This window comes from Streptomyces sp. NPDC024698 (genome assembly GCF_055559015.1).
Genome location: NZ_JBVHLK010000003.1, coordinates 646,018 through 669,881, shown reverse-complemented (window position 1 = coordinate 669,881; position 23,864 = coordinate 646,018). Strand labels below are relative to the sequence as shown.

21 protein-coding genes, 1 rRNA gene and 1 riboswitch are annotated in these 23,864 nt (G+C 70.3%); of the genes, 16 read left to right on the top strand and 6 right to left on the bottom strand.

Going from position 1 to position 23,864, the window contains the following annotated elements:
• The 11 genes from rrf to ACZ4AA_RS10855 all read left to right on the top strand — a co-directional run.
• Nucleotides 1–91, top strand: a 5S ribosomal RNA gene (rrf, locus tag ACZ4AA_RS10905); the annotation flags it as partial.
• Nucleotides 92–280: 189 nt separating this feature from the next.
• Nucleotides 281–889, top strand: a complete 609-nt coding sequence (locus ACZ4AA_RS10900; protein WP_467598882.1) for a CDP-alcohol phosphatidyltransferase family protein — start codon at nt 281–283, stop codon at nt 887–889.
• A gap of 116 nt (nt 890–1,005) precedes the next feature.
• Nucleotides 1,006–3,501 (top strand): sugar phosphate nucleotidyltransferase, encoded by a 2,496-nt coding sequence (locus tag ACZ4AA_RS10895; protein WP_467598879.1) that lies wholly within the window; start codon nt 1,006–1,008, stop codon nt 3,499–3,501.
• Between the two features lie 98 nt (nt 3,502–3,599).
• On the top strand, nt 3,600–4,508 hold the full coding sequence (locus ACZ4AA_RS10890; protein ID WP_467598876.1) for a DUF881 domain-containing protein: 909 nt from the start codon (nt 3,600–3,602) through the stop codon (nt 4,506–4,508).
• A complete protein-coding gene (locus ACZ4AA_RS10885; RefSeq protein WP_003988855.1) occupies nt 4,505–4,837 on the top strand; it encodes a small basic family protein in 333 nt (110 codons plus the stop codon). The genes ACZ4AA_RS10890 and ACZ4AA_RS10885 overlap by 4 nt, the downstream gene beginning before the upstream one ends.
• Nucleotides 4,838–4,842: 5 nt before the next feature.
• A complete protein-coding gene (locus ACZ4AA_RS10880) occupies nt 4,843–5,694 on the top strand; it encodes a DUF881 domain-containing protein (RefSeq protein ID WP_467598873.1) in 852 nt (283 codons plus the stop codon).
• 61 nt (nt 5,695–5,755) lie between these two features.
• Nucleotides 5,756–6,712: an FHA domain-containing protein gene (locus tag ACZ4AA_RS10875; RefSeq protein WP_467598870.1), complete on the top strand. Its 957-nt coding sequence runs from the start codon at nt 5,756–5,758 to the stop codon at nt 6,710–6,712.
• Nucleotides 6,713–6,754: 42 nt separating this feature from the next.
• The gene (gene ftsR / locus ACZ4AA_RS10870; protein ID WP_467598867.1) at nt 6,755–7,510 is read left to right on the top strand and encodes a transcriptional regulator FtsR; all 756 of its coding nucleotides are present in this window, start codon (nt 6,755–6,757) and stop codon (nt 7,508–7,510) included.
• Between the two features lie 86 nt (nt 7,511–7,596).
• Nucleotides 7,597–8,070, top strand: coding sequence for a bifunctional nuclease family protein (locus tag ACZ4AA_RS10865; protein ID WP_006123076.1), 474 nt, complete (start codon nt 7,597–7,599; stop codon nt 8,068–8,070).
• Between the two features lie 218 nt (nt 8,071–8,288).
• Nucleotides 8,289–8,963: a MerR family transcriptional regulator gene (locus tag ACZ4AA_RS10860; RefSeq protein WP_467598864.1), complete on the top strand. Its 675-nt coding sequence runs from the start codon at nt 8,289–8,291 to the stop codon at nt 8,961–8,963.
• Nucleotides 8,964–9,032: 69 nt separating this feature from the next.
• Nucleotides 9,033–10,760 (top strand): DNA polymerase IV, encoded by a 1,728-nt coding sequence (locus ACZ4AA_RS10855; RefSeq protein WP_467598861.1) that lies wholly within the window; start codon nt 9,033–9,035, stop codon nt 10,758–10,760.
• On the opposite strand, the gene ACZ4AA_RS10850 is transcribed toward ACZ4AA_RS10855, so the two are convergent.
• Nucleotides 10,682–11,053 (bottom strand): PRC-barrel domain-containing protein, encoded by a 372-nt coding sequence (locus ACZ4AA_RS10850; RefSeq protein ID WP_467598858.1) that lies wholly within the window; start codon nt 11,051–11,053, stop codon nt 10,682–10,684. The two genes, ACZ4AA_RS10855 and ACZ4AA_RS10850, sit on opposite strands and share 79 nt — an antisense overlap.
• A gap of 114 nt (nt 11,054–11,167) precedes the next feature.
• Nucleotides 11,168–11,263: riboswitch (glycine riboswitch) on the top strand.
• Nucleotides 11,264–11,441: 178 nt separating this feature from the next.
• Between ACZ4AA_RS10850 and gcvP the strand changes: the two genes are divergently transcribed.
• Nucleotides 11,442–14,327, top strand: coding sequence for an aminomethyl-transferring glycine dehydrogenase (gene gcvP / locus ACZ4AA_RS10845; protein WP_467598855.1), 2,886 nt, complete (start codon nt 11,442–11,444; stop codon nt 14,325–14,327).
• A 135-nt stretch (nt 14,328–14,462) separates the two neighbouring features.
• On the opposite strand, the gene ACZ4AA_RS10840 is transcribed toward gcvP, so the two are convergent.
• Together ACZ4AA_RS10840 and ACZ4AA_RS10835 are read right to left on the bottom strand one after the other, a co-directional pair.
• Nucleotides 14,463–14,669: a DUF5999 family protein gene (locus ACZ4AA_RS10840; RefSeq protein WP_339128072.1), complete on the bottom strand. Its 207-nt coding sequence runs from the start codon at nt 14,667–14,669 to the stop codon at nt 14,463–14,465.
• A 395-nt stretch (nt 14,670–15,064) separates the two neighbouring features.
• Nucleotides 15,065–15,649 (bottom strand): hypothetical protein, encoded by a 585-nt coding sequence (locus tag ACZ4AA_RS10835; RefSeq protein WP_467598852.1) that lies wholly within the window; start codon nt 15,647–15,649, stop codon nt 15,065–15,067.
• Between the two features lie 543 nt (nt 15,650–16,192).
• On the opposite strand from ACZ4AA_RS10835, the gene ACZ4AA_RS10830 reads away from it, so the two are divergent.
• Entirely contained in the window at nt 16,193–17,710 is a 1,518-nt protein-coding gene (locus ACZ4AA_RS10830) for a glutamate-cysteine ligase family protein (RefSeq protein WP_467598849.1), read from the top strand.
• A 90-nt stretch (nt 17,711–17,800) separates the two neighbouring features.
• Here ACZ4AA_RS10830 and ACZ4AA_RS10825 read toward each other — a convergent pair whose 3' ends face one another.
• Nucleotides 17,801–19,570, bottom strand: coding sequence for a substrate-binding domain-containing protein (locus ACZ4AA_RS10825; protein WP_467598846.1), 1,770 nt, complete (start codon nt 19,568–19,570; stop codon nt 17,801–17,803).
• Nucleotides 19,571–19,755: 185 nt separating this feature from the next.
• Here ACZ4AA_RS10825 and ACZ4AA_RS10820 point away from each other — a divergent pair, with 185 nt between their 5' ends.
• A complete protein-coding gene (locus tag ACZ4AA_RS10820; RefSeq protein WP_467598843.1) occupies nt 19,756–20,556 on the top strand; it encodes a CPBP family intramembrane glutamic endopeptidase in 801 nt (266 codons plus the stop codon).
• Nucleotides 20,557–20,705: 149 nt separating this feature from the next.
• On the opposite strand, the gene ACZ4AA_RS10815 is transcribed toward ACZ4AA_RS10820, so the two are convergent.
• Nucleotides 20,706–21,515 (bottom strand): PhzF family phenazine biosynthesis protein, encoded by an 810-nt coding sequence (locus ACZ4AA_RS10815; RefSeq protein WP_467598840.1) that lies wholly within the window; start codon nt 21,513–21,515, stop codon nt 20,706–20,708.
• Between the two features lie 184 nt (nt 21,516–21,699).
• Here ACZ4AA_RS10815 and ACZ4AA_RS10810 point away from each other — a divergent pair, with 184 nt between their 5' ends.
• Entirely contained in the window at nt 21,700–22,371 is a 672-nt protein-coding gene (locus ACZ4AA_RS10810) for a PadR family transcriptional regulator (RefSeq protein ID WP_467598837.1), read from the top strand.
• Nucleotides 22,372–22,467: 96 nt separating this feature from the next.
• On the opposite strand, the gene ACZ4AA_RS10805 is transcribed toward ACZ4AA_RS10810, so the two are convergent.
• Nucleotides 22,468–22,896: a type II toxin-antitoxin system Rv0910 family toxin gene (locus ACZ4AA_RS10805; RefSeq protein ID WP_467598834.1), complete on the bottom strand. Its 429-nt coding sequence runs from the start codon at nt 22,894–22,896 to the stop codon at nt 22,468–22,470.
• A gap of 336 nt (nt 22,897–23,232) precedes the next feature.
• On the opposite strand from ACZ4AA_RS10805, the gene ACZ4AA_RS10800 reads away from it, so the two are divergent.
• The gene (locus ACZ4AA_RS10800) at nt 23,233–23,841 is read left to right on the top strand and encodes a Clp protease N-terminal domain-containing protein (RefSeq protein WP_467598831.1); all 609 of its coding nucleotides are present in this window, start codon (nt 23,233–23,235) and stop codon (nt 23,839–23,841) included.
• The last annotated feature ends 23 nt before the right edge of the window (nt 23,842–23,864 follow it).

Here is a 23,864-nt window from a genome sequence, read left to right as displayed (position 1 = left end):
GCCCGGTTACATTCCGAACCCGGAAGCTAAGCCTCACAGCGCCGATGGTACTGCAGGGGGGACCCTGTGGGAGAGTAGGACGCCGCCGAACAATTATTAGAGCTCCGGCTCTCGGGAGTTATCCCGAGAGCCGGAGCTTTTTTGTTTTTCCGGCAGGTTCTTTTCCGGCGGGATTTCCAGGTGACGTGCCCGCTCTCACCTCCCCCTCTGCGCTGTGACGTCGGGGCTGCGGGTAAGGTCAGGGGGCATCGTTGGCTCGTTTCCCACAGGAGGCCCCCGGGTGGAGGTCCAGGAGACCCGCGTTCAGACGAACCGGGTCCTCACCATCCCGAACATCCTCAGCATGGCCCGGCTCGCCGGCGTCCCCGTCTTCCTGTGGTTGATCCTCAGGCCGGAGTTCGGTGGTCCCAACAGCGACGGTTGGGCCCTGCTCATCCTCATGCTGAGCGGCATCAGCGACTATCTCGACGGCAAGCTCGCCCGGCGCTGGAACCAGATCAGCAGCCTCGGCCGGCTGCTGGATCCCGCGGCCGACCGCCTCTACATTCTGTCGACGCTCGTCGGGCTCACCTGGCGCGAGATTCTTCCGATCTGGCTCACGGCCGCACTGCTCGCACGTGAGCTGGTTCTGCTGGTGATGGTGTGGATCCTCCGGCGGCACGGCTATCCGCCCCCGCAGGTGAACTTCCTCGGGAAGGCGGCCACCTTCAACCTGATGTACGCCTTCCCGCTGCTGCTGCTCAGCGACGCCAGCGGCTGGATCGCGACACTCGGCGCCATTTTCGGATGGGCGTTCGCCGGATGGGGTACAACGCTCTATTGGTGGGCAGGAGTCCTCTACGTGGTGCAGGTCCGCCGGCTGATCCGAGCGGACACCATGGCCGAATGAGCTCGGCCCGATTGGGCGGCTGTAGTGCCCCGATGGCCCCCGCGCCAAAACTGCGGGACAATCAGGACGGGTGAAGTCGGCTGTACCGTCGTCTCTTCAAGGAGGACGCTTCCGACATGAAGGCCGTCGTGATGGCCGGAGGCGAAGGCACACGCCTTCGTCCGATGACCTCGAGCATGCCCAAGCCGCTCCTGCCCGTGGCGAATCGCCCGATCATGGAGCATGTGCTCAGGCTGCTCAAAAGGCATGGGCTCAACGAAACAGTCGTCACCGTCCAGTTCTTGGCCTCCCTGGTCAAGAACTACTTCGGTGACGGAGAAGAGCTCGGCATGGAGCTCACCTATGCCAATGAGGAGAAGCCACTCGGTACCGCCGGCAGCGTCAAGAATGCCGAGGAGGCGTTGAAGGACGATGCCTTCCTCGTCATCTCCGGTGATGCCCTTACCGACTTCGATCTCACCGAACTCATCAACTTCCACAAGGAAAAGGGCGCCCTCGTCACCGTCTGCCTGACGCGTGTTCCCAATCCGCTGGAATTCGGCATCACCATCGTGGACGAGGAAGGCAAGGTCGAGCGCTTCCTGGAGAAGCCGACCTGGGGCCAGGTCTTCTCGGACACCGTGAATACGGGCATCTATGTCATGGAGCCCGAGGTCTTCGACTACGTCGAGGCCGATGTGTCCGTCGACTGGTCCGGTGATGTCTTCCCCCAGCTGATGAAGGAAGGCAAGCCCGTCTTCGGCTATATCGCCGAAGGCTACTGGGAGGACGTCGGCACCCACGAGAGCTATGTGAAGGCCCAGGCTGACGTGCTCGAGGGCAAGGTCGACGTCGAACTCGACGGGTTCGAGCTCTCCCCGGGCGTCTGGGTGGCCGAAGGCGCGGAGGTGCATCCCGACGCGGTACTGCGCGGGCCGCTGTACATCGGCGACTACGCCAAGGTCGAGGCGAACGCCGAGATCCGCGAACACACCGTCGTCGGCTCCAACGTCGTCGTCAAGAGCGGCGCGTTCCTGCACCGGGCCGTCGTGCACGACAACGTGTACATCGGGCCGCACAGCAATCTGCGCGGCTGCGTGGTCGGCAAGAACACCGACATCATGCGGGCCGCCCGTATCGAGGACGGCGCCGTCATCGGCGACGAATGCCTCGTCGGCGAAGAATCGATCATTCAGGGCAACGTCCGCGTCTATCCGTTCAAGACCATCGAGGCCGGCGCCTTCGTCAACACCTCGGTCATCTGGGAGTCGCGCGGCCAGGCCCATCTCTTCGGCGCCCGCGGCGTCTCCGGGATCCTGAACGTCGAGATCACCCCGGAGCTGGCCGTGCGCCTGGCCGGTGCCTACGCGACGACGCTCAAGAAGGGCTCCACCGTCACCACGGCCCGCGACCACTCCCGAGGCGCTCGCGCGCTGAAGCGGGCGGTGATCTCCGCGTTGCAGGCCAGCGCCATCGACGTACGCGACCTGGAGAACGTACCGCTACCCGTGGCCCGGCAGCAGACGGCCCGGGGGAGCGCCGGCGGAATCATGATCCGGACGACACCGGGAGTGCCGGACTCCGTCGACATCATGTTCTTCGACGAACAGGGCGCCGACCTGTCGCAAGGCGGGCAGCGGAAGCTGGACCGGGTGTTCGCGCGACAGGAGTACCGGCGCGCTTTCCCCGGTGAGATCGGTGACCTGCACTTCCCCGCGAGCGTCTTCGACTCGTACACCGGATCGTTGCTGCGCAATGTCGATACGACCGGGATCGCGGATTCCGGTCTGAAGGTGGTCGTCGACGCCTCCAACGGCAGTGCGGGACTCGTGCTGCCCAGCCTGCTGGGCAAGCTCGGCGTGGACTCCCTGACCATCAATCCCGGCCTCGACGAGTCCAGGCCCACCGAGACGGTGGAGACCAGACGGGCCGGGCTGGTGCGCTTGGGCGAGATCGTCGCGTCCGCGCGGGCCGCGTTCGGCGTGCGCTTCGACCCGGTCGGCGAACGGCTCTCGCTCGTCGACGAGAAGGGGCGGATCGTCGAGGACGACCGGGCCCTGCTCGTGATGCTCGACCTGGTGGCCGCGGAGCGGCGCAGCGGGCGGGTGGCCCTGCCGGTCACGACCACGCGGATCGCCGAACAGGTGGCGGCGTACCACGGCACGCAGGTGGAGTGGACGACCACCTCGCCGGACGACCTGACCCGGGTCGGCCGGGAGGAGTCGACGATCTTCGGCGGCGACGCCCGCGGCGGCTTCATCATTCCCGAGTTCAGCGGTGTCTTCGACGGTGCGGCCGCCTTCGTACGGCTCATCGGTCTGGTGGCACGGACGCAGCTCACGCTCAGCCAGATCGACGCGCGCATTCCGCGGGCGCACGTCCTCAAGCGGGACCTCGCGACGCCGTGGGCCGTCAAGGGACTGGTGATGCGGCGGGTCGTGGAGGAGGCGGGAGACCGTTTCGTGGACACGACCGACGGTGTCCGTGTCGTGGAGACGGACGGGCGCTGGGTGATGGTGCTGCCTGACCCCGCCGAGGCCGTGACCCATCTGTGGGCCGAGGGCCCGGACGACACCTCCGCGGAGGCTCTGCTCGACGAGTGGTCGGCCGTCGTGGACAGCGCGGGCCGCTGAAACGAGCTTCACTCGTACGTGCCGGACAGGTGCCCTCCGGGGCGCCTGTCCGGCACGTGGGTGGGGCCATTCGGAGGTAGCGGCGGCGACGTGCGACGATGTGCGGCATGCCGCAGCAGCCCCCCGTTCGGAGCAGCGCTCCGCGCCCGTCGCGCCCGGACGCCTCCATGTCGCTGCTCACCAACGTCATGGACCACAGCCTCGACGAGGGCTACGCCGAAGCGGCGGCCCGTAAAGAGGCCGAGGGCGCCGGCGGTATGCCGAAGACGCTCCGCGCCAAGGCGGCGCTGGCCGTGGGTCTGGTGCTGGCCGCGCTCGTGGTCACCGTGGGGGCGGCGAACGCCAGGCTGGCGGCGCCCGTGGTCGCCAAGGAGCGTCAGGAGCTCATCGACCGCATCGAGCGCGAGACGACGGCCGCGGACAAGCTGGAGAGCGGCGTCGACACCCTGCGGGCCGACGTGAGTGCCCGCCAGCGGGCCGCGCTGAAGAAGGGCGGCGGTGAGCAGGCCGACCTCGTGAGCATCCTGTCCGGCGCCGCCGAGGTGCACGGGCCGGGCGTGCGGCTCGTCGTCAACGACGCCAAGGAAGCCAGCACGGGCGGTGACGGCACCAACAATCCGCGGGAGACCTCGGGATTCTCCGACACCGGACGGGTGCGGGACCGCGACATGCAGCGCGTGGTCAACGGCCTGTGGGAGTCGGGGGCCGAGGCCGTCTCCGTCAATGGACAGCGGCTGACCGCCCTGTCGGCGATCAGGGCCGCGGGTGACGCGATACTGGTCGACAACAAGCCGCTGGTGCCGCCGTACACGGTGCTCGCGGTGGGGGACGGCCAGCGGCTCAGCACCAGGTTCCAGAACAGCGCCGACGGGCTGTATCTGCACGCGTTGCAGGAGAACTACGGCATCAGAACCAGCATTTCCGCCGAGGGGGACGTTCGGTTGTCCGCGGCACCGAGTGTGATCGTACGCACAGCAGAGCCGAGCACAGAGAAGGGCACACCGTGATCGCCGTACTGGGCCTCGTCGTAGGAGTCGTGGCTGGACTGTTGGTCCGGCCCGAGGTTCCGGCGGTCGTCGAGCCTTACCTTCCGATCGCCGTCGTGGCGGCGCTGGACGCCGTGTTCGGCGGTCTGCGCGCGATGCTCGACGGCATCTTCGACGACAAGGTCTTCGTGGTCTCGTTCCTGTCGAACGTGGTCGTGGCCGCGCTGATCGTCTTCCTCGGTGACAAGTTGGGCGTGGGGGCCCAGCTGTCCACGGGTGTCGTGGTCGTCCTCGGCATCCGGATCTTCTCCAACGCCGCGGCCATCCGCCGGCACGTGTTCCGGGCGTGAGGCCGATGAGCGACGAGAACGAGAACGAAGCGGGCGCGCCCGAGAACCCCCTGCGCAGAGAGCTGCCGGAAGAGGTCCCCGCGGCCCCGGAGGGGGCCGATCCGCAGCCGGCGGAAGAAGAGGGCGAGCCCTCGCTCTCCGGCCGTCAGAGGCTGGTCGAGGGGCTGTGGCCGCCGCGGATCTCGCGAGCCCAACTCATCGTCGCGGTGCTGCTGTTCGGCCTCGGCTTCGGCTTGGCCGTCCAGGTGGCGTCCAACAGCGACGGGGACAGCGCGCTGCGCGGCGCGCGTCAGGAAGATCTCGTACGCATTCTCGATGAACTCGACAGCCGCACTCAGCGTCTTGAGGACGAGAAGCAGGGTCTCGAGGATCAGCGCACCGAGCTGGAGAACAGCTCGGACCAGGCCGAGGAGGCCCGCAAGCAGACGGTCGAGAAGGAGAAGCAACTCGGCATCCTGGCGGGCACCGTGGCCGCCCAGGGCCCCGGCATCGACCTGACGATCGACGACACGAAGGGGACGGTCAAGGCGGACATGCTGCTCGACGCCATCCAGGAGCTGCGCGCCGCCGGTGCGGAGGCGATCCAGGTGAACGGTGTGCGAGTGGTCGCCAGTACCTATCTGTCCGACTCCGGAGGCGGAGTGAAGGTGGACGGGAACAAGATCACCCAGCCCTATCGTTTCAAGGTCATCGGCAAGCCGCAGGACCTGGAGCCGGCGCTGAACATCCCGGGAGGCGTGGTGCAGACACTGGAGAAGGAGCAGGCCACCGTCACGGTGGACCGCTCCACGAAGATCGTCGTAGATGCCTTGCGACCGGCGAAGCAGCCTGACTACGCTCGGTCGTCCTCCCGGTGAACGGCGGTCGGATGGGGACCGACGGGCGAGGGCGGGAGGTTGCGGGGGGTCGGCGCACCGAATGGGTGGTGCGTGGTGGAAACTGTCTGGTGGATACGGACGTTGTGAGGATGTCCGGGTCGACCGGTGTGTTCAATCAGGGTTCGTCCTGCCCCACGGGCGGGTCTGTTTCGGTCAAGGGGAATCGCCCGTGAAGTTGTTTGCGAAGTTGTTCGGCAAGAACTCGCGAGAGGACAGCGGCGACAACGCGGCTGCCCGTCATCGCGCACCGCGCCAGGGAGACGCGGAGGCCCAGGGCGGCGACCGCCCGCTGTTCCGGGACCAGGTCGGCGGTCCCGGTGGGCAGGGCGCGTCGTCTGTTGACCCTGGCCAGCAGGGCCGCATAGGTTTCGGGGAACCGTCAGCCTCAAGCGCGGGTGGAGGGTTCGCCTCCGACCCGTATGCGTCCCATGCCCCTGGTGGGCAGCCGCGGCAGGAGGATCCGTCCATGTCGGCCCAGGTGTGTACGAGGTGCGGAAACCGCAACGCGGAGAACAGCCGGTTCTGTTCCAACTGCGGTGCGCCGCTGCGTGGCGGTCCGGAGCGTCCGTCGGAGACGACGTCCACGATCTCCATCTCCGGTATCGAGGCCTACGACGCCGAGGTGACGGGCCAGGCGCCCTCGCCGATGCTCTCCCCGGAGGCGCAGGCGGCCGTGGACGCGCTGCCGATGGGTTCGGCGCTCCTGGTGGTGCGCCGTGGCCCCAACTCCGGCAGCCGCTTCCTCCTGGACGGTGAGCTGACCACGGCCGGGCGTCATCCGCAGAGCGACATCTTCCTCGACGACGTGACGGTGTCGCGTCGGCACGTGGAGTTCCGTCGCGTCGCGGACGGTTCGTTCACGGTCGCCGACGTCGGCAGCCTGAACGGCACGTACGTCAACCGGGAGCGGATCGACCAGGTCCCGCTGTCGAACGGTGACGAGGTGCAGATCGGCAAGTACCGGCTGGTGTTCTACGCGAGCCAGCGGGGCATCTGACCCTCCCCCAACTCCGTCCGGGGGGACACCGAGGGAATGTCCATGCTTCAAACACCGAGCGGCGGTGCCGGCAGCGGTACCGCCGCCGCGGACAGTGGGCTGATGAGCATCGGCGCGGTGCTGAGCCTGCTGCGCGACGAGTTCCCCGAAGTCACCATCTCCAAGATCAGGTTCCTGGAGTCGGAGGGGCTCGTCGAGCCGCAGCGGACCCCTTCGGGGTATCGCAAGTTCAGCTCGGACGACGCCGAGCGCCTCGGCCACATCCTGAGGATGCAGCGTGACCACTACCTCCCGCTGAAGGTGATCCGCGAGCATCTGGACGCCCTGGCGCGCGGTGAGCGGGTGCGTCTGCCCTCCGTGGGCCGCCAGCGTGACGCGGACGGGGGAGAACCCCTGGGCCGGCTCTACGGCGAGCCCGAGGGGCCCACCGTGGCCCGGGTGGGCCGCGAGGAGCTGCTGGCTGCCGCCGAGATCGGCGAGCAGCAGCTCCAGGAGTGGGAGTCGTACGGACTGATCGGCCCCCTGACCGACGGTGCCTACGACGCGGAGGCGGTGACCGTCGCCGCGCTCGTCGTCGAGCTGGGCCGCTTCGGGATCGAACCGCGCCATCTGCGGGCCATGAAGGCCGCCGCGGAGCGTGACGCGGGACTGGTGGACCAGGTGGTCGCCCCGCTGCGGCGCCATCGCAATCCGCAGACCCGGGCCCACGCGGAGGCCCGTACGAAGGAACTCGCGGGCCTCACGGTCAAGCTGCACGCGGCGCTCGTGCAGACCGCGCTGGGAGTGCGGTTGCGCTGATCGGCGCCACCGGCGCGGGCCCGGGATCGTCCACCCGTTCTGTGCCCGACTACCCAAACGTCCCGGGCACGGCCTAGGGTTGCTGTGTGAACGAGCTCGATGTCGTAGGTGTCCGGGTCGAAATGCCCTCGAACCAACCGATCGTGCTTCTGCGTGAAGTGGGAGGCGACCGCTACCTCCCCATCTGGATCGGACCGGGGGAGGCGACGGCGATCGCCTTCGCTCAGCAGGGCATGGCCCCCGCGCGACCGCTGACCCACGACCTGTTCAAGGACGTGCTGGAGGCCGTCGGCCAGGAGCTCACGGAAGTGCGCATCACCGACCTGCGCGAGGGCGTCTTCTACGCCGAGCTGGTCTTCGCCAGCGGGGTCGAGGTGAGTGCCAGGCCGTCCGACGCCATAGCGCTCGCGCTGCGCACCGGAACGCCGATCTACGGCAGCGACGGGGTGCTCGACGACGCGGGCATCGCGATCCCCGACGAGCAGGAGGACGAGGTGGAGAAGTTCCGCGAGTTCCTCGATCAGATCTCGCCCGAGGACTTCGGCACCAACAGCCAGTGAGGCGCTCGGGCGGAGTGCCTCTTCGGGTGGCATTTGCCCGCGGCGCGTGTGGTGTGCCGCGGCCCGTGCCGAGAGCATTCGGCTAGCCTTTCCCCGCGGTAGGGCACGGGAAACCACTCTTAGGGTGATTATCACTCGGCGTGCCGAGTGTGGCGATCGTTGACGTGCCCCGGGTGACTGCCTACCGTCGAGAAGGCAGGTCAAGGACGGAGGTCGGCGTGAGAAGCAGCGGCGACGGTACGGCTGGGGGTGCTCCCGGACACGGTCCGGGGGAGAGCGGCCCGTACCCTCCCCCAAGCTCTCGGCTCGGCTCGAGCGGGGGGCGTCCCCAGCAGGGCGGCGGGGCCGGGCATGCGCCGGTCCGGCCGGCGGCAGTGCCCGACGAGGGAGGGACGGTTCCCGAGGAGGTCGGTTACCGGGGGCCCACGGCGTGCGCCGCCGCGGGCATCACCTACCGGCAGTTGGACTACTGGGCGCGGACCGGACTGGTCGAGCCGAGCGTGCGCCCCGCCTACGGGTCGGGCACGCAGCGCCTCTACAGCTTCCGGGATGTGGTGGTCCTCAAGATCGTCAAGCGGTTCCTCGACACCGGGGTGTCGCTTCAGAACATCCGCACCACGGTCCAGCACCTGAGGGAGCGCGGCTTCCAGGACCTGGAGCGCATGACCCTCATGAGCGACGGCGCGACGGTCTACGAGTGCACCTCCCCGGACGAGGTCCACGCGCTGCTCCAGGGCGGCCAGGGTGTCTTCGGCATCGCCGTGGGAGTGGTGTGGCGGGACGTCGAGGGCGCCCTGTCCCAGTTGCACGGAGAGCGTGTGGACACCGGTGAGACGCTGCTCGCGCACCATCCCGCCGACGAGCTCGCGCGCCGCCGCAATCGCGCGGTGTGAGCGGCCTCGGCTGACGCGATGCCCCGGCGTGCCGGGGCATTGTCAGTGGCGTAGGGCAGCATCGGAGATGTGAGAACCGCGCCCACGATCCTGCATCTCGACATGGATGCCTTCTTCGCCTCGGCGGAGCAGGCGTCCAAGCCGAGCCTGCGCGGGAAGGCCGTCGTGGTGGGCGGGCTCGGGCCCCGTGGAGTCGTCGCCACCGCCTCGTACGAGGCCCGCGTCTTCGGGGTGAACTCGGCGATGCCCATGGCGCAGGCCCGCAGGCGCGCGCCGAACGCCGCCTACCTCGTGCCGCGCTTCGGTCTCTACCGCGAGATCAGCGAGCAGGTGATGGGGCTGCTGCGGGCTCTGTCGCCCCTGGTGGAGCCGCTGAGCCTGGACGAGGCCTTCGTGGATCTGGAGGCGGGCGGGGCGGCGTGGGACGAGGCGTCGGCGCGGCTGGCGGGCGTCAAACTGCGCGCGGACATCCGGGCCGTCACGGGGCTCACGGGATCGGTGGGGCTCGCCGCGTCCAAGATGCTGGCGAAGATCGCCTCGGAGCAGGCCAAGCCGGACGGTCTCGTCCTGATCGACCCGGGCACGGAGCGGGCCCTGCTGGGGCCGATGAGTGTGCGGACGCTGCCGGGAGTGGGGCCGGCCACCGGGGACCATCTGCGCCGGGCCGGCATCACCACGGTCGAGGAGATCGCCGAGGCGGGCGAGGACGAGCTCGTACGACTGGTGGGGAAGGCGCACGGGCACGCGCTGTTCGCGATGGCGCTGGCCCACGACGACCGGCCCGTGGTCGCCGAGCGGGAGACCAAGTCGGTCTCGGTGGAGGACACGTACGACGTGGACATCCACGACCGGGTCCGGGTGGAGCTGGAGGTCCAGCGGCTCGCGGACCGGTGTGTGCGGCGGCTGCGCGGGGCCGGTCTTTCGGGCCGGACCATCGTGCTCAAGGTGCGCAGGTACGACTTCTCGACGCTGACCCGGTCGGAGACGCTGCGGGGGCCCACGGACGACCCCGGTGTCGTCCGGGAGGCCGCCGGTCGGCTGCTGGAGGGCGTGGACACGACCGGGGGCGTCCGGCTGCTGGGGGTCGGGGTCTCCGGGCTCGCCGACTACACGCAGGAGGACCTGTTCGCCCAGGCTCAGGCGGCCGCCGCCGTGGGGGAGTCCGCGGCCGAGGAGCACGCGGTGGACGAACCGGCCGAGGTGGCCGCCGCGGGTGAGGCGGTGCCGGTGGAGCGGCGGTGGCCCTCCGGGCACGACGTCCGGCATGCCGAGTTCGGGCACGGCTGGGTGCAGGGGAGCGGGCTGGGGCGGGTGACCGTGCGGTTCGAGACGCCCTATTCGCAGCCCGGCCGGGTGCGGACGTTCCGGACGGACGATCCGGGGCTGGAACCGGCCGACCCGCTGCCCCTGGTGGAGCGAAGACCCGAGGACCCGGACGGAGCATCGGCGGGCCCCGGGCCGTCGACGGCCGAGGTCGGGGCGCCGGACCCAGGGCTGTTGGCGCCGGACTTCGGGAAGCGTGCCCCCGGGCCGTCGACGGCGGAGGCCGGTACGCCTGGCTGCGCGCCGCTGGAGTCGGGCGGCGGGGTGCCTGGCTCCGCGTCGCTGGTCTCAGGCACCGAGGCATCTGGCTGCGGGCCAATAGAGTCAGACGTTGAGGTACCGGGCTGCGGGGCGTTGGTGTCAGACGGTCGGGCGTCGAGTTCCGGGTCCGGGGCTCAGGTGTCCTCCGAGCCCGCGAGTCGGCCGAAGTCGCGGTCCGGCGGCGGAGGAGGGGACGCCACGTCGAGGCCGTAGTGGTGGTAGAGCTGGAGTTCCTGCTCGGGTGAGAGGTGGCGCCCGACACCGAAGTCGGGGGCGTCCTTGATCAGGGCCCGCTCGAACGGGATGCGCAGGGTCCCCTCGACGATCTCGCTGGGCTCCAGGGGCACGAAGGCGTCCCTGCTGAACAGCCCGGTCCGTATGGCCGCCCACTCCGGGACACCGGTCGCGTCGTCGAGGTAGACCTCGTCGATCGTGCCGATCTTGGTGCCGTTGCTGTCGAACGCCTTGCGGCCGATCAGGTTGCGCGGATCGATGTCGGTCTGCACGGTCCCTCCAGTGGTCGCAAACTCATCCGTAAGTACTACAAAAGAGCACATCTGTGAAGGCGGCCACTCGAAGGCTGTCGCCTTGTCCTCGCTGGTAGGCTGGCAAGCGGCTGCTGATCCCGTGCGGGAGAGTCCTCCGGAATTCGTCGGAGGCGCCGAAGGAGCAACTCCTCCCCGGAATCTCTCAGGCTCACGTACCGCACGGACGAGGTCACTCTGGAAAGCAGAGCGGGTGTCGATGGCCCCCGCTCTCACCGACGGTGAAAGCCGGATCGTCCACGGGACCATCCGGTGAAACTCTCAGGTTGAGATGACAGAGGGGGAGGCCGTCGGGGTACCCGTGCCGGGGTGCCCCTCGAAGGTCGCGTCAGACCAGGAGGCCTCCGCCATGACCGCCCCTCGCATTCCGCTCTCCGAGCTCGAACAGGGAATCCCCTTCGAGCAGCGCCACATCGGACCCGACTCCGAAGCACGGGCCAAGATGCTCGCGCAGGTCGGCTACGGCTCGCTCGACGAGCTGACCGCCGCCGCGGTGCCGGACGTGATCAAGAACGCCGAGGCCCTGAACCTGCCGGCCGCGCGCACCGAGGCCGAGGTCCTGGCCGAGCTCCGCTCCCTCGCGGACCGGAACCAGGTGCTCGGTTCGATGATCGGCCTCGGCTACTACGGCACCTTCACGCCGCCGGTGATCCTGCGCAACGTCATGGAGAACCCGGCCTGGTACACCGCGTACACGCCGTACCAGCCGGAGATCTCGCAGGGCCGCCTAGAGGCACTGCTGAACTTCCAGACCGTCGTCGCCGAGCTGACCGGGCTGCCGACCTCCGGCGCCTCCCTCCTGGACGAGGGCACCGCCGCCGCCGAGGCCATGGCGCTGTCCCGCCGGATGGGCAAGAACAAGAAGGGCCTCTTCCTGGTCGACGCGGACGCGCTGCCGCAGACCGTCGCCGTCATAGAGACCCGTGCGGAACCGACCGGTGTCGAGATCGTCGTCGCCGACCTCACCGACGGCATCCCGGCCGACCTCGCCGGGCGTGAGATCAACGGCGTGCTCGTCCAGTACCCGGGTGCCTCCGGTGCCGTACGCGACATCAAGCCGCTCGTCGAGCAGGCCCACGAGGTCGGCGCCGTCGTCACCGTGGCGGCCGACCTGCTCGCCCTGACGCTGCTGACCTCGCCCGGCGAGCTCGGTGCGGACATCGCCATCGGTACGACGCAGCGCTTCGGCGTGCCGATGGGCTTCGGCGGTCCGCACGCCGGTTACATGGCGGTCCGCGAGAACTTCGCGCGCAGCCTTCCCGGCCGTCTGGTCGGCGTGTCCGTGGACGCCGACGGGCACAAGGCGTACCGCCTCGCCCTTCAGACGCGTGAGCAGCACATCCGCCGCGAGAAGGCGACCAGCAACATCTGCACCGCTCAGGTGCTGCTCGCCGTCATGGCCGGCATGTACGCCGTCTACCACGGCCCCGAGGGCCTGGCGACCATCGCACGGCGTACCCACCGCTACGCCACGGTCCTGGCCGCCGGGCTCACCGCCGGCGGAGTCGAGCTCGTGCACGGCGCGTACTTCGACACCCTCAGCGTGCGGGTCCCGGGCCGTGCCGCCGAGATCGTCGCCGCCGCCCGCGACAACGGCGTCAACCTCCACCTCGTCGACGCCGACCTGGTGTCGATCTCGTGCGACGAGACGACCACGCGCGAGCAGCTGGCCGCCGTGTGGACCGCGTTCGGTGTCGAGGGCGACGTCGACGCGCTGGACGCGAGCGCCGAGGACACCCTGCCGGAGGCGCTGCTGCGCACCGACGCGTACCTCGCGCACCCCGTGTTCCACGACCACCGCTCCGAGACGGCGATGCTGCGCTACCTGCGCAAGCTCTCCGACCGCGACTACGCGCTCGACCGCGGCATGATCCCGCTGGGCTCCTGCACCATGAAGCTCAACGCGACCACCGAGATGGAGCCGGTCACCTGGCCCGAGTTCGGGCAGATGCACCCCTTCGCACCCGCCGAGCAGGCCCGCGGCTACCTGACGCTGATCCACGAGCTGGAGGACCAGCTCGCCGAGGTCACCGGCTACGACAAGGTGTCGCTCCAGCCCAACGCCGGTTCGCAGGGCGAGCTGGCCGGTCTGCTGGCCGTGCGCGGCTACCACCGCGCCAACGGCGACGACCAGCGCACCGTCTGCCTCATCCCGTCCTCCGCGCACGGCACCAACGCCGCCAGCGCCGTGATGGCCGGCATGAAGGTCGTCGTCGTCAAGACCGCCGACGACGGCGAGATCGACGTCGAGGACCTGCGCGCCAAGATCGAGCGGTACCGCGACGAGCTGTCGGTACTGATGATCACGTACCCCTCGACCCACGGTGTGTTCGAGGAGCACGTCGCCGACATCTGCGCCCAGGTGCACGAGGCCGGCGGTCAGGTCTACGTCGACGGCGCCAACCTCAACGCCCTGGTCGGCCTCGCCAAGCCGGGCCACTTCGGCGGCGACGTCTCGCACCTGAACCTGCACAAGACCTTCTGCATCCCGCACGGCGGCGGCGGCCCCGGCGTCGGCCCGGTCGGTGTGCGCGCGCACCTGGCGCCGTACCTGCCGAACCACCCGCTCCAGCCCGAGGCCGGTCCCGAGACCGGTGTCGGCCCGATCTCGGCCGCTCCCTGGGGTTCCGCGGGCATCCTGCCCATCTCCTGGTCGTACGTCCGCCTGATGGGCGGCGAGGGACTCAAGCGCGCCACGCAGGTGGCCGTGCTCTCCGCGAACTACGTCGCCAAGCGCCTTGAGCCGCACTACCCGGTGCTGTACACGGGCCCCGGCGGGCTGGTCGCGCACGAGTGCATCATCGACCTGCGCCCGCTCACCAAGGCGACCGGTGTCAGCGTCGACGACATCGCCAAGCGCCTGATCGACTACGGCTTCCACGCGCCGACGATGTCGTTCCCGGTGGCCGGCACGCTGATGATCGAGCCCACCGAGTCCGAGGACCTGGGCGAGCTCGACCGGTTCTGCGACGCGATGATCGCGATCCGCGCGGAGATCGAGAAGGTCGGCAGCGGCGAGTGGGCCGTGGACGACAACCCGCTCCGCGGGGCTCCGCACACGGCCGCCGCGCTCGGCGGCGACTGGGAGCACCCGTACACCCGCGAGGAGGCCGTCTTCCCGGCCGGGGTCTCGGCCGCCGACAAGTACTGGCCGCCGGTGCGCCGCATCGACCAGGCCTACGGCGACCGCAACCTCGTCTGCTCCTGCCCGCCGCTGGACGCCTACGAGGACTGATCAGCGCTCGGCACGTGGACGCCTACGGGGAGTGATCACCCCCGGACATGCGTCGGGGCCGGTTCGGAGAGTACGTCTCCGGGCCGGCCCCTCGTGTGTCTGGGCGGCCTGTCACGGCCGCCCGGGTCGTGCGGCTCAGGCGGCCGTCATCACCGGCGCGCCGCCCAGCGGGCGGTGCGGGGCGATGATCTGACCGTCCGGCAGGAGCTCACCGGTGTCCTCGAAGAGCAGAACGCCGTTGCACAGCAGGCTCCATCCCTGCTCCGGGTGATGCGCCACGAGGCGGGCGGACTCCCGGTCGGCTGATTCGGCTGCGGGACACAGTGGCTGGTGCTGGCACATGGATGGGATCTTTCGCTGGGTCGAGATGTGAGTGATGGCTGTGGTGTCTGTCTTGCGGCTCGAGATACTCATCGCCGCCCCCCGTTGGTGTGTGGTCTGGAACCCAGTGTTGCCCCACGGGCGCCGATCCGCAGGGATTTGCGGGCACCGCTTCTTACAGGTTGATGACGCATCACCCGTGCGGAGGGTTCACCCCAACCGCGCTGTCCTTTCGGGTGGTTCGAGGGGGCCGGATCGGGCTAGTCCGGTTGGGCGCGGAGCACGTTTTCCCTCGTACGAGCGGCCTTCACCGCTAACGAGCGAGATGCTCTCCGGGTTCGTGACAGCGCCGTGCCCCGCGGCAGGTTTACCCGTGTGGGGCACGGCTGCGGGGCACGGACGCGCGGATCGGAGGTTCAGGCGGGCGAGCTGAGGAGAGGTGCCGGGGTGACCCGGTGGGTGAGGACCGGAAGCAGTTCGGTGACGAGGTAGGGCCGGTGCGCGGCGATGCCGGGCGGGGCCGGTGCGAGCGGGACCAGGAGGTCGGCGGCGGCCGGATGGCCGGCGGCGCCGTCCGCGGTGCAGTCGCCGTGCAGCCAGAGCGTCAGCATGTACAGCTCGGGCACGGACAGCAGGCGTGCCTGATAGGGCTGTTGCATCGTCTCGGCCTGCCGCAGGGCGAGCTCGGTCGCGGCGATGTAGGGGCCTTCGAAGAAGCGGGAGAAGGCCCAGCCGTCCGGGGTCAGCATGGTGTCGGCGGCGGCCACCGCGCGGTCGCCGCTCCGGATCAGGAAGCGCCACCCGGCGAGCCGGGTGGCGGAGGCGCCCGCGGGAGTGATGCGATCCAGGACGTGGACGGGCAGCGGGAGTTCCGGGGTGACGGGTCCCTGTGCCAGGCGCAGGGACGGGGTGCGGGCCTCACGGACGGCGGTGGGGGAACCGAGTGCCGTGAGGACCGTGCGCAGGGCGGGCGCGGGAGCCGGGGGTACGTGCAGCGGCATGGTGGGTCGCCTCTCATTCGACAGGCATGGTGGCGCGAGGGCGGGGGCGGACGGCGCTGTCAGCTCTCGGGTCAGAGGTGGGGCGAGGGGTCTGGATCTGCCGACAGGGTGTCGCCTGCCGTCGTCACCTGACGACAGGACCTAGGACCGCGAGCGCCAACTCTCTGCCTCGGTAGCGGAGTTTATACGACGGGTGTTCAGGCGTTGTTTCGTCTAGTCGCGGCGAATGAGAAGAACAAGTCGATATCCGGTCGGTGAAATGCGGTATTCATCCCGGTTCTGCGCGATCGAATCGCGGTGACCTCGGAATGCTTCGCCCGAGCGGTCGGCCGATTCTCGTCGGCGTTTTTCACGAGATCATTTCGGTCGGAAAACTTGCTCGATGCTCCATGCCGCGTGAATGTGCCTGGGGCCGATGTCCAGACTAACGGTCGAAGAGCGCGCGCGGGACGTTATGGATCGTGTTGCCTGGGCATCATCCCCCGTGACCCGGGACGCCAGGGCCGTAAACGTCGGCCTGCCCATCAAAGGAGGGACACTTCGATGGGGGAGAAGGTCGTGGCAGGGACGTTCGGCCTGTCCGATCGGCAGCGCCACCGCGACAAGCTCCGACAGTGTCTGACGGTGCTGGAGCGACTGCTGGCGGAGAAGCGGTTCGACCGCCCGAAGAATCTGATGGGCCTGGAGATCGAATTGAATCTCGCGGGGCCCGACGGCATGCCCAGAATGATGAACGGGCAAGTACTGGAACGGATTGCGAGCCGCGACTTCCAAACAGAACTCGCCATGTTCAACCTGGAAGTCAACATAGCCCCCCACCGCTTGGGCGGCCGGGTATTCGACCGGCTCGCCGAGGAGATCCGCACCTCGCTCGCCTATGCCCACAGGAAAGCCAGCGAGGTCGACGCCGGAATCGTCATGATCGGTATTCTGCCGACGCTCGGCCAGGACGATCTGGTGTCCTCCAACCTGTCGGACGTCGACCGTTACACCCTGCTCAACGATCAGATCGTGGCCGCGCGCGGAGAGGATTTCGAACTCGACATCGACGGTGTGGAGCGTCTGGTGTGCAGGTCGGCGTCCATCGCGCCCGAAGCCGCCTGCACCTCGGTGCAGTTGCACCTCCAGGTCACGCCGGGCCGGTTCGCGGCCGTGTGGAACGCGGCACAGGCGGTCGCGGCTCCGCAGGTCGCGATCGGGGCCAACTCGCCCTTCCTGTTCGGGCGTGAGCTGTGGCGGGAGTCGAGGCCCCCGCTCTTCCAGCAGTCCACCGACACCCGGCCGCCCGAGCTCCAGGCGCAGGGGGTCAGGCCGCGCACCTGGTTCGGCGAACGGTGGGTCACCTCGGCGTACGACCTCTTCGAGGAGAACCTGCGGTTCTTCCCGCCGCTGCTGCCCATCTGCGACGAGGAGGACCCGCTCGGTGTCCTCGACGCCGGGGGTGTGCCCAAGCTCGCCGAACTGGTGCTGCACAACGGCACGGTGTACCGCTGGAACCGGCCCGTGTACGGCATCGCCGACGGAGTCCCGCATCTGCGCGTGGAGAACCGGGTGCTGCCCGCGGGACCCACCGTCACCGACGTCATCGCCAACGCGGCCTTCTACTACGGCCTGGTCCGGGCGCTCGCCGAGGAGCAGCGGCCGGTGTGGACCCGGATGTCCTTCGAGGCGGCCGCCGCCAACTTCGACGCGGCCTGCCGGCACGGCATCGACGCGCGCCTCGAATGGCCGCGGCGCGGCCGCTACGGCGGGACCGCGCAGGTGGACGCGGTGAACCTGGTGCGCGACGAACTGCTGCCGCTGGCCGCAGCCGGCCTGGACGCGTGGGGTGTCGAGCCCGTCGACCGGGACTTCTACCTGGGCGTGATCGAGGACCGGTGCAGGCTGCGCGTCAACGGCGCGACCTGGCAGGCGGCCACCTTCCACCGGGCCCTGGAGAAGGGGCTCGGCCGGGAGGCCGCGCTGGCCGCGACGACGCGGCGCTACGGCGAGCTGATGCATCTCGGTGAGCCCGTGCACACCTGGCCGGTGGGACTGCCGGAGCCGGTCCCGCTGGGCTGACGCGACACCGCACGGGACGAGCCCCGACTCGGGCGGCCTCAGGGGTGAGGCCGCCCGGAGTCACGGGCTGCGGGGCGGGGGCGGCCGGGGTCAGGTCGTGGTGCCCGTGCCCGCCGCCGTGATCGCCTTGAGCATCGCCGCGTGGATCTGTGAGGGCTCGTTGACCCGTTCCCCCGAACCTCCGGTCGCCCGGGCGATCTGGTCGACCTCGCGGCGGTCGCTGTCGGGACCCACCGCGATGGCGATCAGCGGCACCGGCCGTTCCGGGTCGGCCAGTTTCCGCAGCTCGGAGACGAGAGTGGACCGGGAGATGCTGCCGGGATCCCGGTTGACCCCGTCCGTGAGGACGACCAGCGCGTTGAACCGGCCCTTCGCGTACGAGGCGACGGCCGCCTTGTACGCGGCGAGCGTGGTGTCGTACAGACCGGTCTCCCCGTGCGGGACCGGCTTCAGCGACGTGAAGGCGGCCGAGAGCCTCGCGCGCTGGCCGCCGGAGCCCTTGGAGTTTCCGAGCCGCGCGGTCGGCACGAGGACGCGGTAGTCCTTGTCGCCGTCGAGCTTGGTGGAGAACTTCCACAGCCCGATCTCGTCCTCGGCGGTGAAGGTGGCGAGCGCCTGGAGCAGGGACTCCTTGGTGACGTCCATACGGGAGCGGCCGCCGCCCGGCACCGGCTCGGCCATCGAGGAGGAGGCGTCGACGACCGTGGTGATGCGGGCCCGCTCCACCGTGATCGTCCACATGCCGAGGGCCTCCTGGACCGCGCCCTTCGACGCCGAATCGGCCAGGATCCGCTGATAGGGCTGCGGGGAGCGCCCGCCGGCCTCGGCGACGAGCGTGGCGGAGGGGCTCTCCGCGTCCGTGCGGAACCCGAACATCCGCAGGAACTGCCGGGGTGCGGGCTCGCCGAGCAGGGTCATGAACCGCAGGGCCGCCCGGCCCTCGTCGGTGCTGAGCCGCGGCTCGTCGACCAGGGTGTACGGGTAGTCGAGGAGGGGCGAGCCGTCCTTGGGGTAGAAGAGATCGAGATCCTGGCCGCCGTCCTGCGCGCTGTTGTGCGCGAACGCCGCCTGCTCGGAGAGGATCAGCGCCTGATTGCTGTCGGCGCCGCTCCGCCCGGTGCCCGAGGCGTCGCCGGGCAGCGTGTCCAGCAGGTGGGTGGCGCTGTCGGAGGTGTGCTCCGAGAGGGCCTTGGCCAGGGCGGCCGCCCGGACGTCACCGTCCTTCACACCGGAACCGGCCGCGCTGATCCGGGCCAGCGCGAGCAGCCCGGGCGAGCTGCGGGCGGGATCGACGGCGCCCAGCCTGAGCTTCTTGGCCCGCGTCGTCTCCCCGGCCAGCTCGGTCCAGGTGTACGTCTTCGCGGGCCAGCCCAGCGTCTTGGCTGCCGACGGGACGACGGCGACCCCGACCGGTGAGGAGGCGACGTTGCCCAGGCTGGTGACCTGCGTGGCGGCGGTGGTGTCGGCGACCCGCTGCACCCAGGCGTCGGAGTCCGGCACCCACACCTGGGCGTCGGACTTCCTGCCCGCTCCGAGCGAGGCGGCGACCTCGTACGACTCGCGGGCGGTCACCCTGACGTCGAGACAGCGGCCGTCGGAGGTGACGTTCTTGTCGCGCGCGTCCTCGGCGACGGCCTTGAGCGCGGGCGCGATGTCCGGCGAGGCGGCCACCTCGATGCGCACGGCGTCGTCGTCGCAGGAGCTCTCGAAGGAGAACAGGCCCCCGCGGACCGCCGCGGCCGTGCCTCCGACGACGGTGAGCACGAGTGCCGTCGCGAGCGCCGTGTTGCGGCGGCGCGCTCGGATCCGGGGGTCGGCGGAGCCCGCCCGTCGTGCGTCGGGCAAGCTGTGACGTCCCATGACGGTGAGGTCCCTCCCAGGTGAGCCTGCGCCGTGAGACAGCCGTAGAACAGGCGATGGGGGACGTACGCCCCGTACGGTGCCCGCCCCCCGACGGCCTGTCGCGCACGATCTTCGTAACTTCTTTCGAGACCCTAGCGGGGCGAGGACGGGGATGCGGTGGGAATACCCAACTGGAGGCGGGAGTGCAGGTGGAGGCGGGATCGGTGGCCGATTCTTTTCCGGCCGAGAGGCTGACCCGACGGGTTTTCCGGGACGAGACGCTGCTCGTGCTGGCGTTGTCGCTCGGCGCGAGCGGGGTGTCCGCGCTGATCAGTTTCGTCGGCTCCGTGACGAAGCCCGGGGGTCTGAAGGACCAGGCGGCCACCCTCAACGCCTCCGCGGCGCCGGGCCGTCCCTGGCTCGACCTGGCCTGGCAGCTCTTCGGCATCGCGTCGGCTCTCGTGCCGGTCGCGCTCGTCGCGCACCTGCTGATGCGCGAGGGCCGGGGCATGCGGGTGATCGGCTTCGACCGCACCCGTCCCTGGCCCGACCTCGGACGCGGCGCCCTGGTCGCGGCGGTGATCGGCAGCACGGGAATCGCCTTCTACCTGGCGGCGCGCGCGTTCGGCGCGAACCTCACGGTGGTGCCCGAGGCCTTGCCCGACGTGTGGTGGAAGTTCCCGGTGCTGATCCTCTCGGCGGTGCAGAACGCCGTGCTGGAGGAGGTCGTCGTCGTCGGGTATCTGCTGCGCAGACTCGGGCAGTTGGGCTGGACACCGGGGACCGCGCTGATGGCGAGCGCGGTGCTGCGCGGTTCGTACCACCTCTACCAGGGCATCGGCGGGTTCGTCGGCAACATGGTGATGGGCGTGGTCTTCGTCTACCTGTACCGGCGTTGGGGCCGGGTCGGGCCGCTCGTGGTCGCGCACTCGCTGCTCGACATCGGCGCCTTCGTGGGGTACGCGCTGCTCGCGGGGAAGGTGGGCTGGCTCCCGACGGCGTGAGTCACGCCCGGGGCCCCGGACTCGCGACCGTGTGAGGGGTGGCCGAGTGGCGGACCCGGTCCCGAAGCAGGGGCGTACGAGCATCTCGTACGCCCCTTTCGTGTGCCGCCGCGCGGAGGGGAGCCTGCCGGGCCGGGCCCGGCGGCCCGCTACGCGAGCAGGTCGCCCTCGATCACCGTGACCGCGTGGCCCGAGAGCAGGGTGCGGTCGCCGCGGACCTCGGTGCGGACCAGGCCCGAGCGCGGGGAGGCCTGGAGGCCGGTGAGCGCGGACCGGCCGAGGCGCTCCGACCAGAACGGGGCCAGGGCCGTGTGGGCGCTGCCGGTGACCGGGTCCTCGTCGATGCCGACGTTCGGGAAGAAGCCCCGGGAGACGAAGTCGTAGCCCCGGGAGGGATCCTCGGCGCGGGCGGTCGCGATGATGCCGCGCTCGGAGTAGCGGGCGAGCGCCTTGTGGTCCGGGGTGAGCGCGCGGACCGTCTTCTCGTCGGCGAGCTCGATGAGCAGGTCCCCGGTGTTCGGGCCGGTGTCGAGGGTGCGCAGCGGCTCGGCGCCGAGTGCCTCCGCGACACCGGCGGGGGTCTCGACCGGAGTGAGGGGGGCGGTCGGGAAGTCCAGGGTGACCGAGCCGTCCGCCTCCGGGGTGGCGATGAGGACACCGCTGCGCGTGGCGAAGCGCACCGGGCCCACATGGGCACCGGTGGTGGTCAGGACGTGTGCCGTGGCGAGGGTCGCGTGTCCGCACAGGGCGACCTCGGTGGCGGGGGTGAACCAGCGCAGCGCCCAGTCGGCCGCGCCGCCCTCGGGAAGGCGGTGGGCGAACGCCGTCTCCGCGTGGTTGACCTCCATGGCCACGCTCTGGAGCCAGGCGTCCTCGGGGAAGGCGTCGAGGAGGAGGACCCCTGCCGGGTTGCCGGTGAAGGGACGGTCGGTGAAGGCGTCGACGATTCGAATCCGCATGCTCCGACGCTAGTCGTCCGATAGGACCGCAGGCCAAGGCCAATCCGGGTGAGCCGGCCCCTGCGGGGATGGACGGACGACGGGTCCCGTGTCCGCGGCGAAGGGGAAAGGGGTTGTCATGAGAATGCTTCCGATATATCGTTGACGCATCGCGACCGATCAACGATGGAATGGAGTGATTGCGATGCGTTCCCGTGGAGAAGACTTCGGATACGAACACGGACATGGACAGGGACACCACGGCGGACCCGGCCATCGGGGTCGGGGCGGCTTCGAGGGGCTGCGAGGAGCTTTCGGGCCCTTCGGCCCGGGTGGTCCCGGCGGCGGACCCGGCGGTCCCGGCTTCGGCTTCGGTGGACCCGGCTTCGGCCCGGGCCCCTGGGGCGGGCGCGGCGGCCGGGGCGGACCGAGGGGCAGGGCGCGGCGCGGTGACGTACGCGCGTCGATCCTCGCCCTGCTCAAGGACCGGCCCATGCACGGTTACGAGATGATCCAGGAGATCGCCGAGCGCAGCGGCGGGGCGTGGAAGCCCAGCCCGGGTTCGGTGTACCCGACCCTTCAGCTGCTGGAGGACGAGGGCCTGATCGCCAGCGCGGCCGAGGGTGGCAAGAAGCTGTTCTCGCTCACCGAGTCCGGCCGCAGCGCGGCCGACGAGGGCCCCGACGCGCCCTGGGAAGAGGCCGGGCGCGGGGTCGACTGGGAGACGCTGCACGAGATCCGGCAGGCCGGTTTCGGCCTCATGGAGGCCTTCGGCCAGGTCTGGAAGACCGGCAGCAAGGGCCAGCGCGACAAGGCGCTGGCGGTCATCAACGAAGCCCGCAAGAAGCTGTACCTGATCCTCGCCGACGAGGACTGACGGCGTGCTGTGGTATCTGCCGGCGCCCCGTGGAAGTGTTTCCGCGGGGCGCCTGTCCGTGTACGGGGGGCCGGGCGCCGCGCGGACGCGCGAGGCTCAGGCCACCAGTGCGGCCAGCTTGCGCAGCGACTCGTCGAGGGCGGCCGTCGCCGAGTCCCTGAGCTTGCCGGCCATCAGCGAGACGGCCGCACCCGTGAACTCCCCGTCGATCCGCACGGAGGTCGCGTCGCCGTCGGGGGCGAGCGTGTAGCGCGTGGTGACGATCACCGACATCGGGCCCTTGCCGCGGATGGCCAGGGTGCGGCCGGGCTCCAGTTCCTCGATGGTCCAGGTGACCTCGGCCGGGAAGCCCATGAGCTTCATGTTCTCCGCGAAGGTGCCGCCCACTTCGAGCTTCTCCGGACCGCCCTTCGGGAAGTTGGTGTGGGTCGCGTTCCACTCGCCGTAGGCGGACCAGTCCGTGAGCTGGGCCCAGATCTTCTCGGAGGGCGCCTCGATCCGTGCCTCCGCGCTGACTTCGGCCATGCGACCACCCCTTCGTGTCGGGCGCTGCGCCCGGCGCAGCTACGGTGTCGCGGAACGTAGCTCCAGGGCCTGGAACATTCAATACTGATGAACCGTCAGGAATTGCGGAGGGGGAGCCGGCCTGCCGCCGAAGGGCCGGGCGAGCGGCGCCCGGACGGCCGGGTGAGCGGTGGCCGGAAGGGCGCGAGGCAAGGCGGCGCGCGCGCCTGGGGGAAAATCGGCGCGAAGTCATCCGTGAGGAGGAGCCCGCACACGGCGACGCCCACCCTGCGTCGGACCCGGAGATGCTGCCCGCCGCGGATGACCCGGCGCCGTGAGCCTGATGGGGTGGAGGTCGTGTCGCCCCGAAATCCCCGGCGGTCCGCCGCGAGCGGACCCGAGCATCCCGGCGCCGAGGCCGGACCCGGCGCGGAACCGGCCTCGGTGGTGTCCGGCGCGCGCAGACGAGCGGTGCGCGACGGGGACCGCCAGATCGACACGGCGCACCTGCTGCACTCCCTGCTGGAGTCCGACCCGGAGGTGCGTGCCGTGTTCGACGGCGGGACGCAGCTCTCCCGGCTGCTCGGCTACCTCGTGCAGCGCAGCATCGGGTACGGGCTCCGCTGGCAGAACGCCGTCGAGAACTCGGGCGCCGGACCGGTGGGGGCCGGGCCCGGCTGGTCCCCGGTGGCGGCCACGGCCCTGGAGGAGGCGTACGAGCGTGCCGTGCTGCGGGGCGACGAGCGCGCCGGTGGCCTCGACCTGCTCGCGGCACTGATCGCCGATCCCCGGTCACGGGCCGTCGAGGTGCTCGGACGGGCCGGTGTCGACGTCCCGCGGCTGCTCGAACGTCTGGGGAGCGGCCGCGACGCGACGCGGCGAAGGGGAGCGGACACGGCGGGGCCGGCGAGCGGCGGGCCCACCCCGGCAGGCCCGCGGGGACCCGTCGCGGGGTCCAGCCGATGAGACAGGTGTCTTCGGGGGTGACG

Excerpts from the sequence above, each read along its gene's own strand:
- ACZ4AA_RS10895 (WP_467598879.1), top strand. The coding sequence starts at position 1,006 with ATGAAGGCCGTCGTGATGGCCGGAGGCGAAGGCACACGCCTTCGTCCG.
- ACZ4AA_RS10890 (WP_467598876.1), top strand. The coding sequence starts at position 3,600 with ATGTGCGGCATGCCGCAGCAGCCCCCCGTTCGGAGCAGCGCTCCGCGC.
- ACZ4AA_RS10880 (WP_467598873.1), top strand. The coding sequence starts at position 4,843 with ATGAGCGACGAGAACGAGAACGAAGCGGGCGCGCCCGAGAACCCCCTG.
- ACZ4AA_RS10875 (WP_467598870.1), top strand. The coding sequence starts at position 5,756 with ATGGGTGGTGCGTGGTGGAAACTGTCTGGTGGATACGGACGTTGTGAG.
- ftsR (WP_467598867.1), top strand. The coding sequence starts at position 6,755 with ATGCTTCAAACACCGAGCGGCGGTGCCGGCAGCGGTACCGCCGCCGCG.
- gcvP (WP_467598855.1), top strand. The coding sequence starts at position 11,442 with ATGACCGCCCCTCGCATTCCGCTCTCCGAGCTCGAACAGGGAATCCCC.
- ACZ4AA_RS10840 (WP_339128072.1), bottom strand. The coding sequence starts at position 14,669 with ATGTGCCAGCACCAGCCACTGTGTCCCGCAGCCGAATCAGCCGACCGG.
- ACZ4AA_RS10835 (WP_467598852.1), bottom strand. The coding sequence starts at position 15,649 with ATGCCGCTGCACGTACCCCCGGCTCCCGCGCCCGCCCTGCGCACGGTC.
- ACZ4AA_RS10830 (WP_467598849.1), top strand. The coding sequence starts at position 16,193 with ATGGGGGAGAAGGTCGTGGCAGGGACGTTCGGCCTGTCCGATCGGCAG.
- ACZ4AA_RS10825 (WP_467598846.1), bottom strand. The coding sequence starts at position 19,570 with ATGGGACGTCACAGCTTGCCCGACGCACGACGGGCGGGCTCCGCCGAC.
- ACZ4AA_RS10815 (WP_467598840.1), bottom strand. The coding sequence starts at position 21,515 with ATGCGGATTCGAATCGTCGACGCCTTCACCGACCGTCCCTTCACCGGC.
- ACZ4AA_RS10810 (WP_467598837.1), top strand. The coding sequence starts at position 21,700 with ATGCGTTCCCGTGGAGAAGACTTCGGATACGAACACGGACATGGACAG.
- ACZ4AA_RS10805 (WP_467598834.1), bottom strand. The coding sequence starts at position 22,896 with ATGGCCGAAGTCAGCGCGGAGGCACGGATCGAGGCGCCCTCCGAGAAG.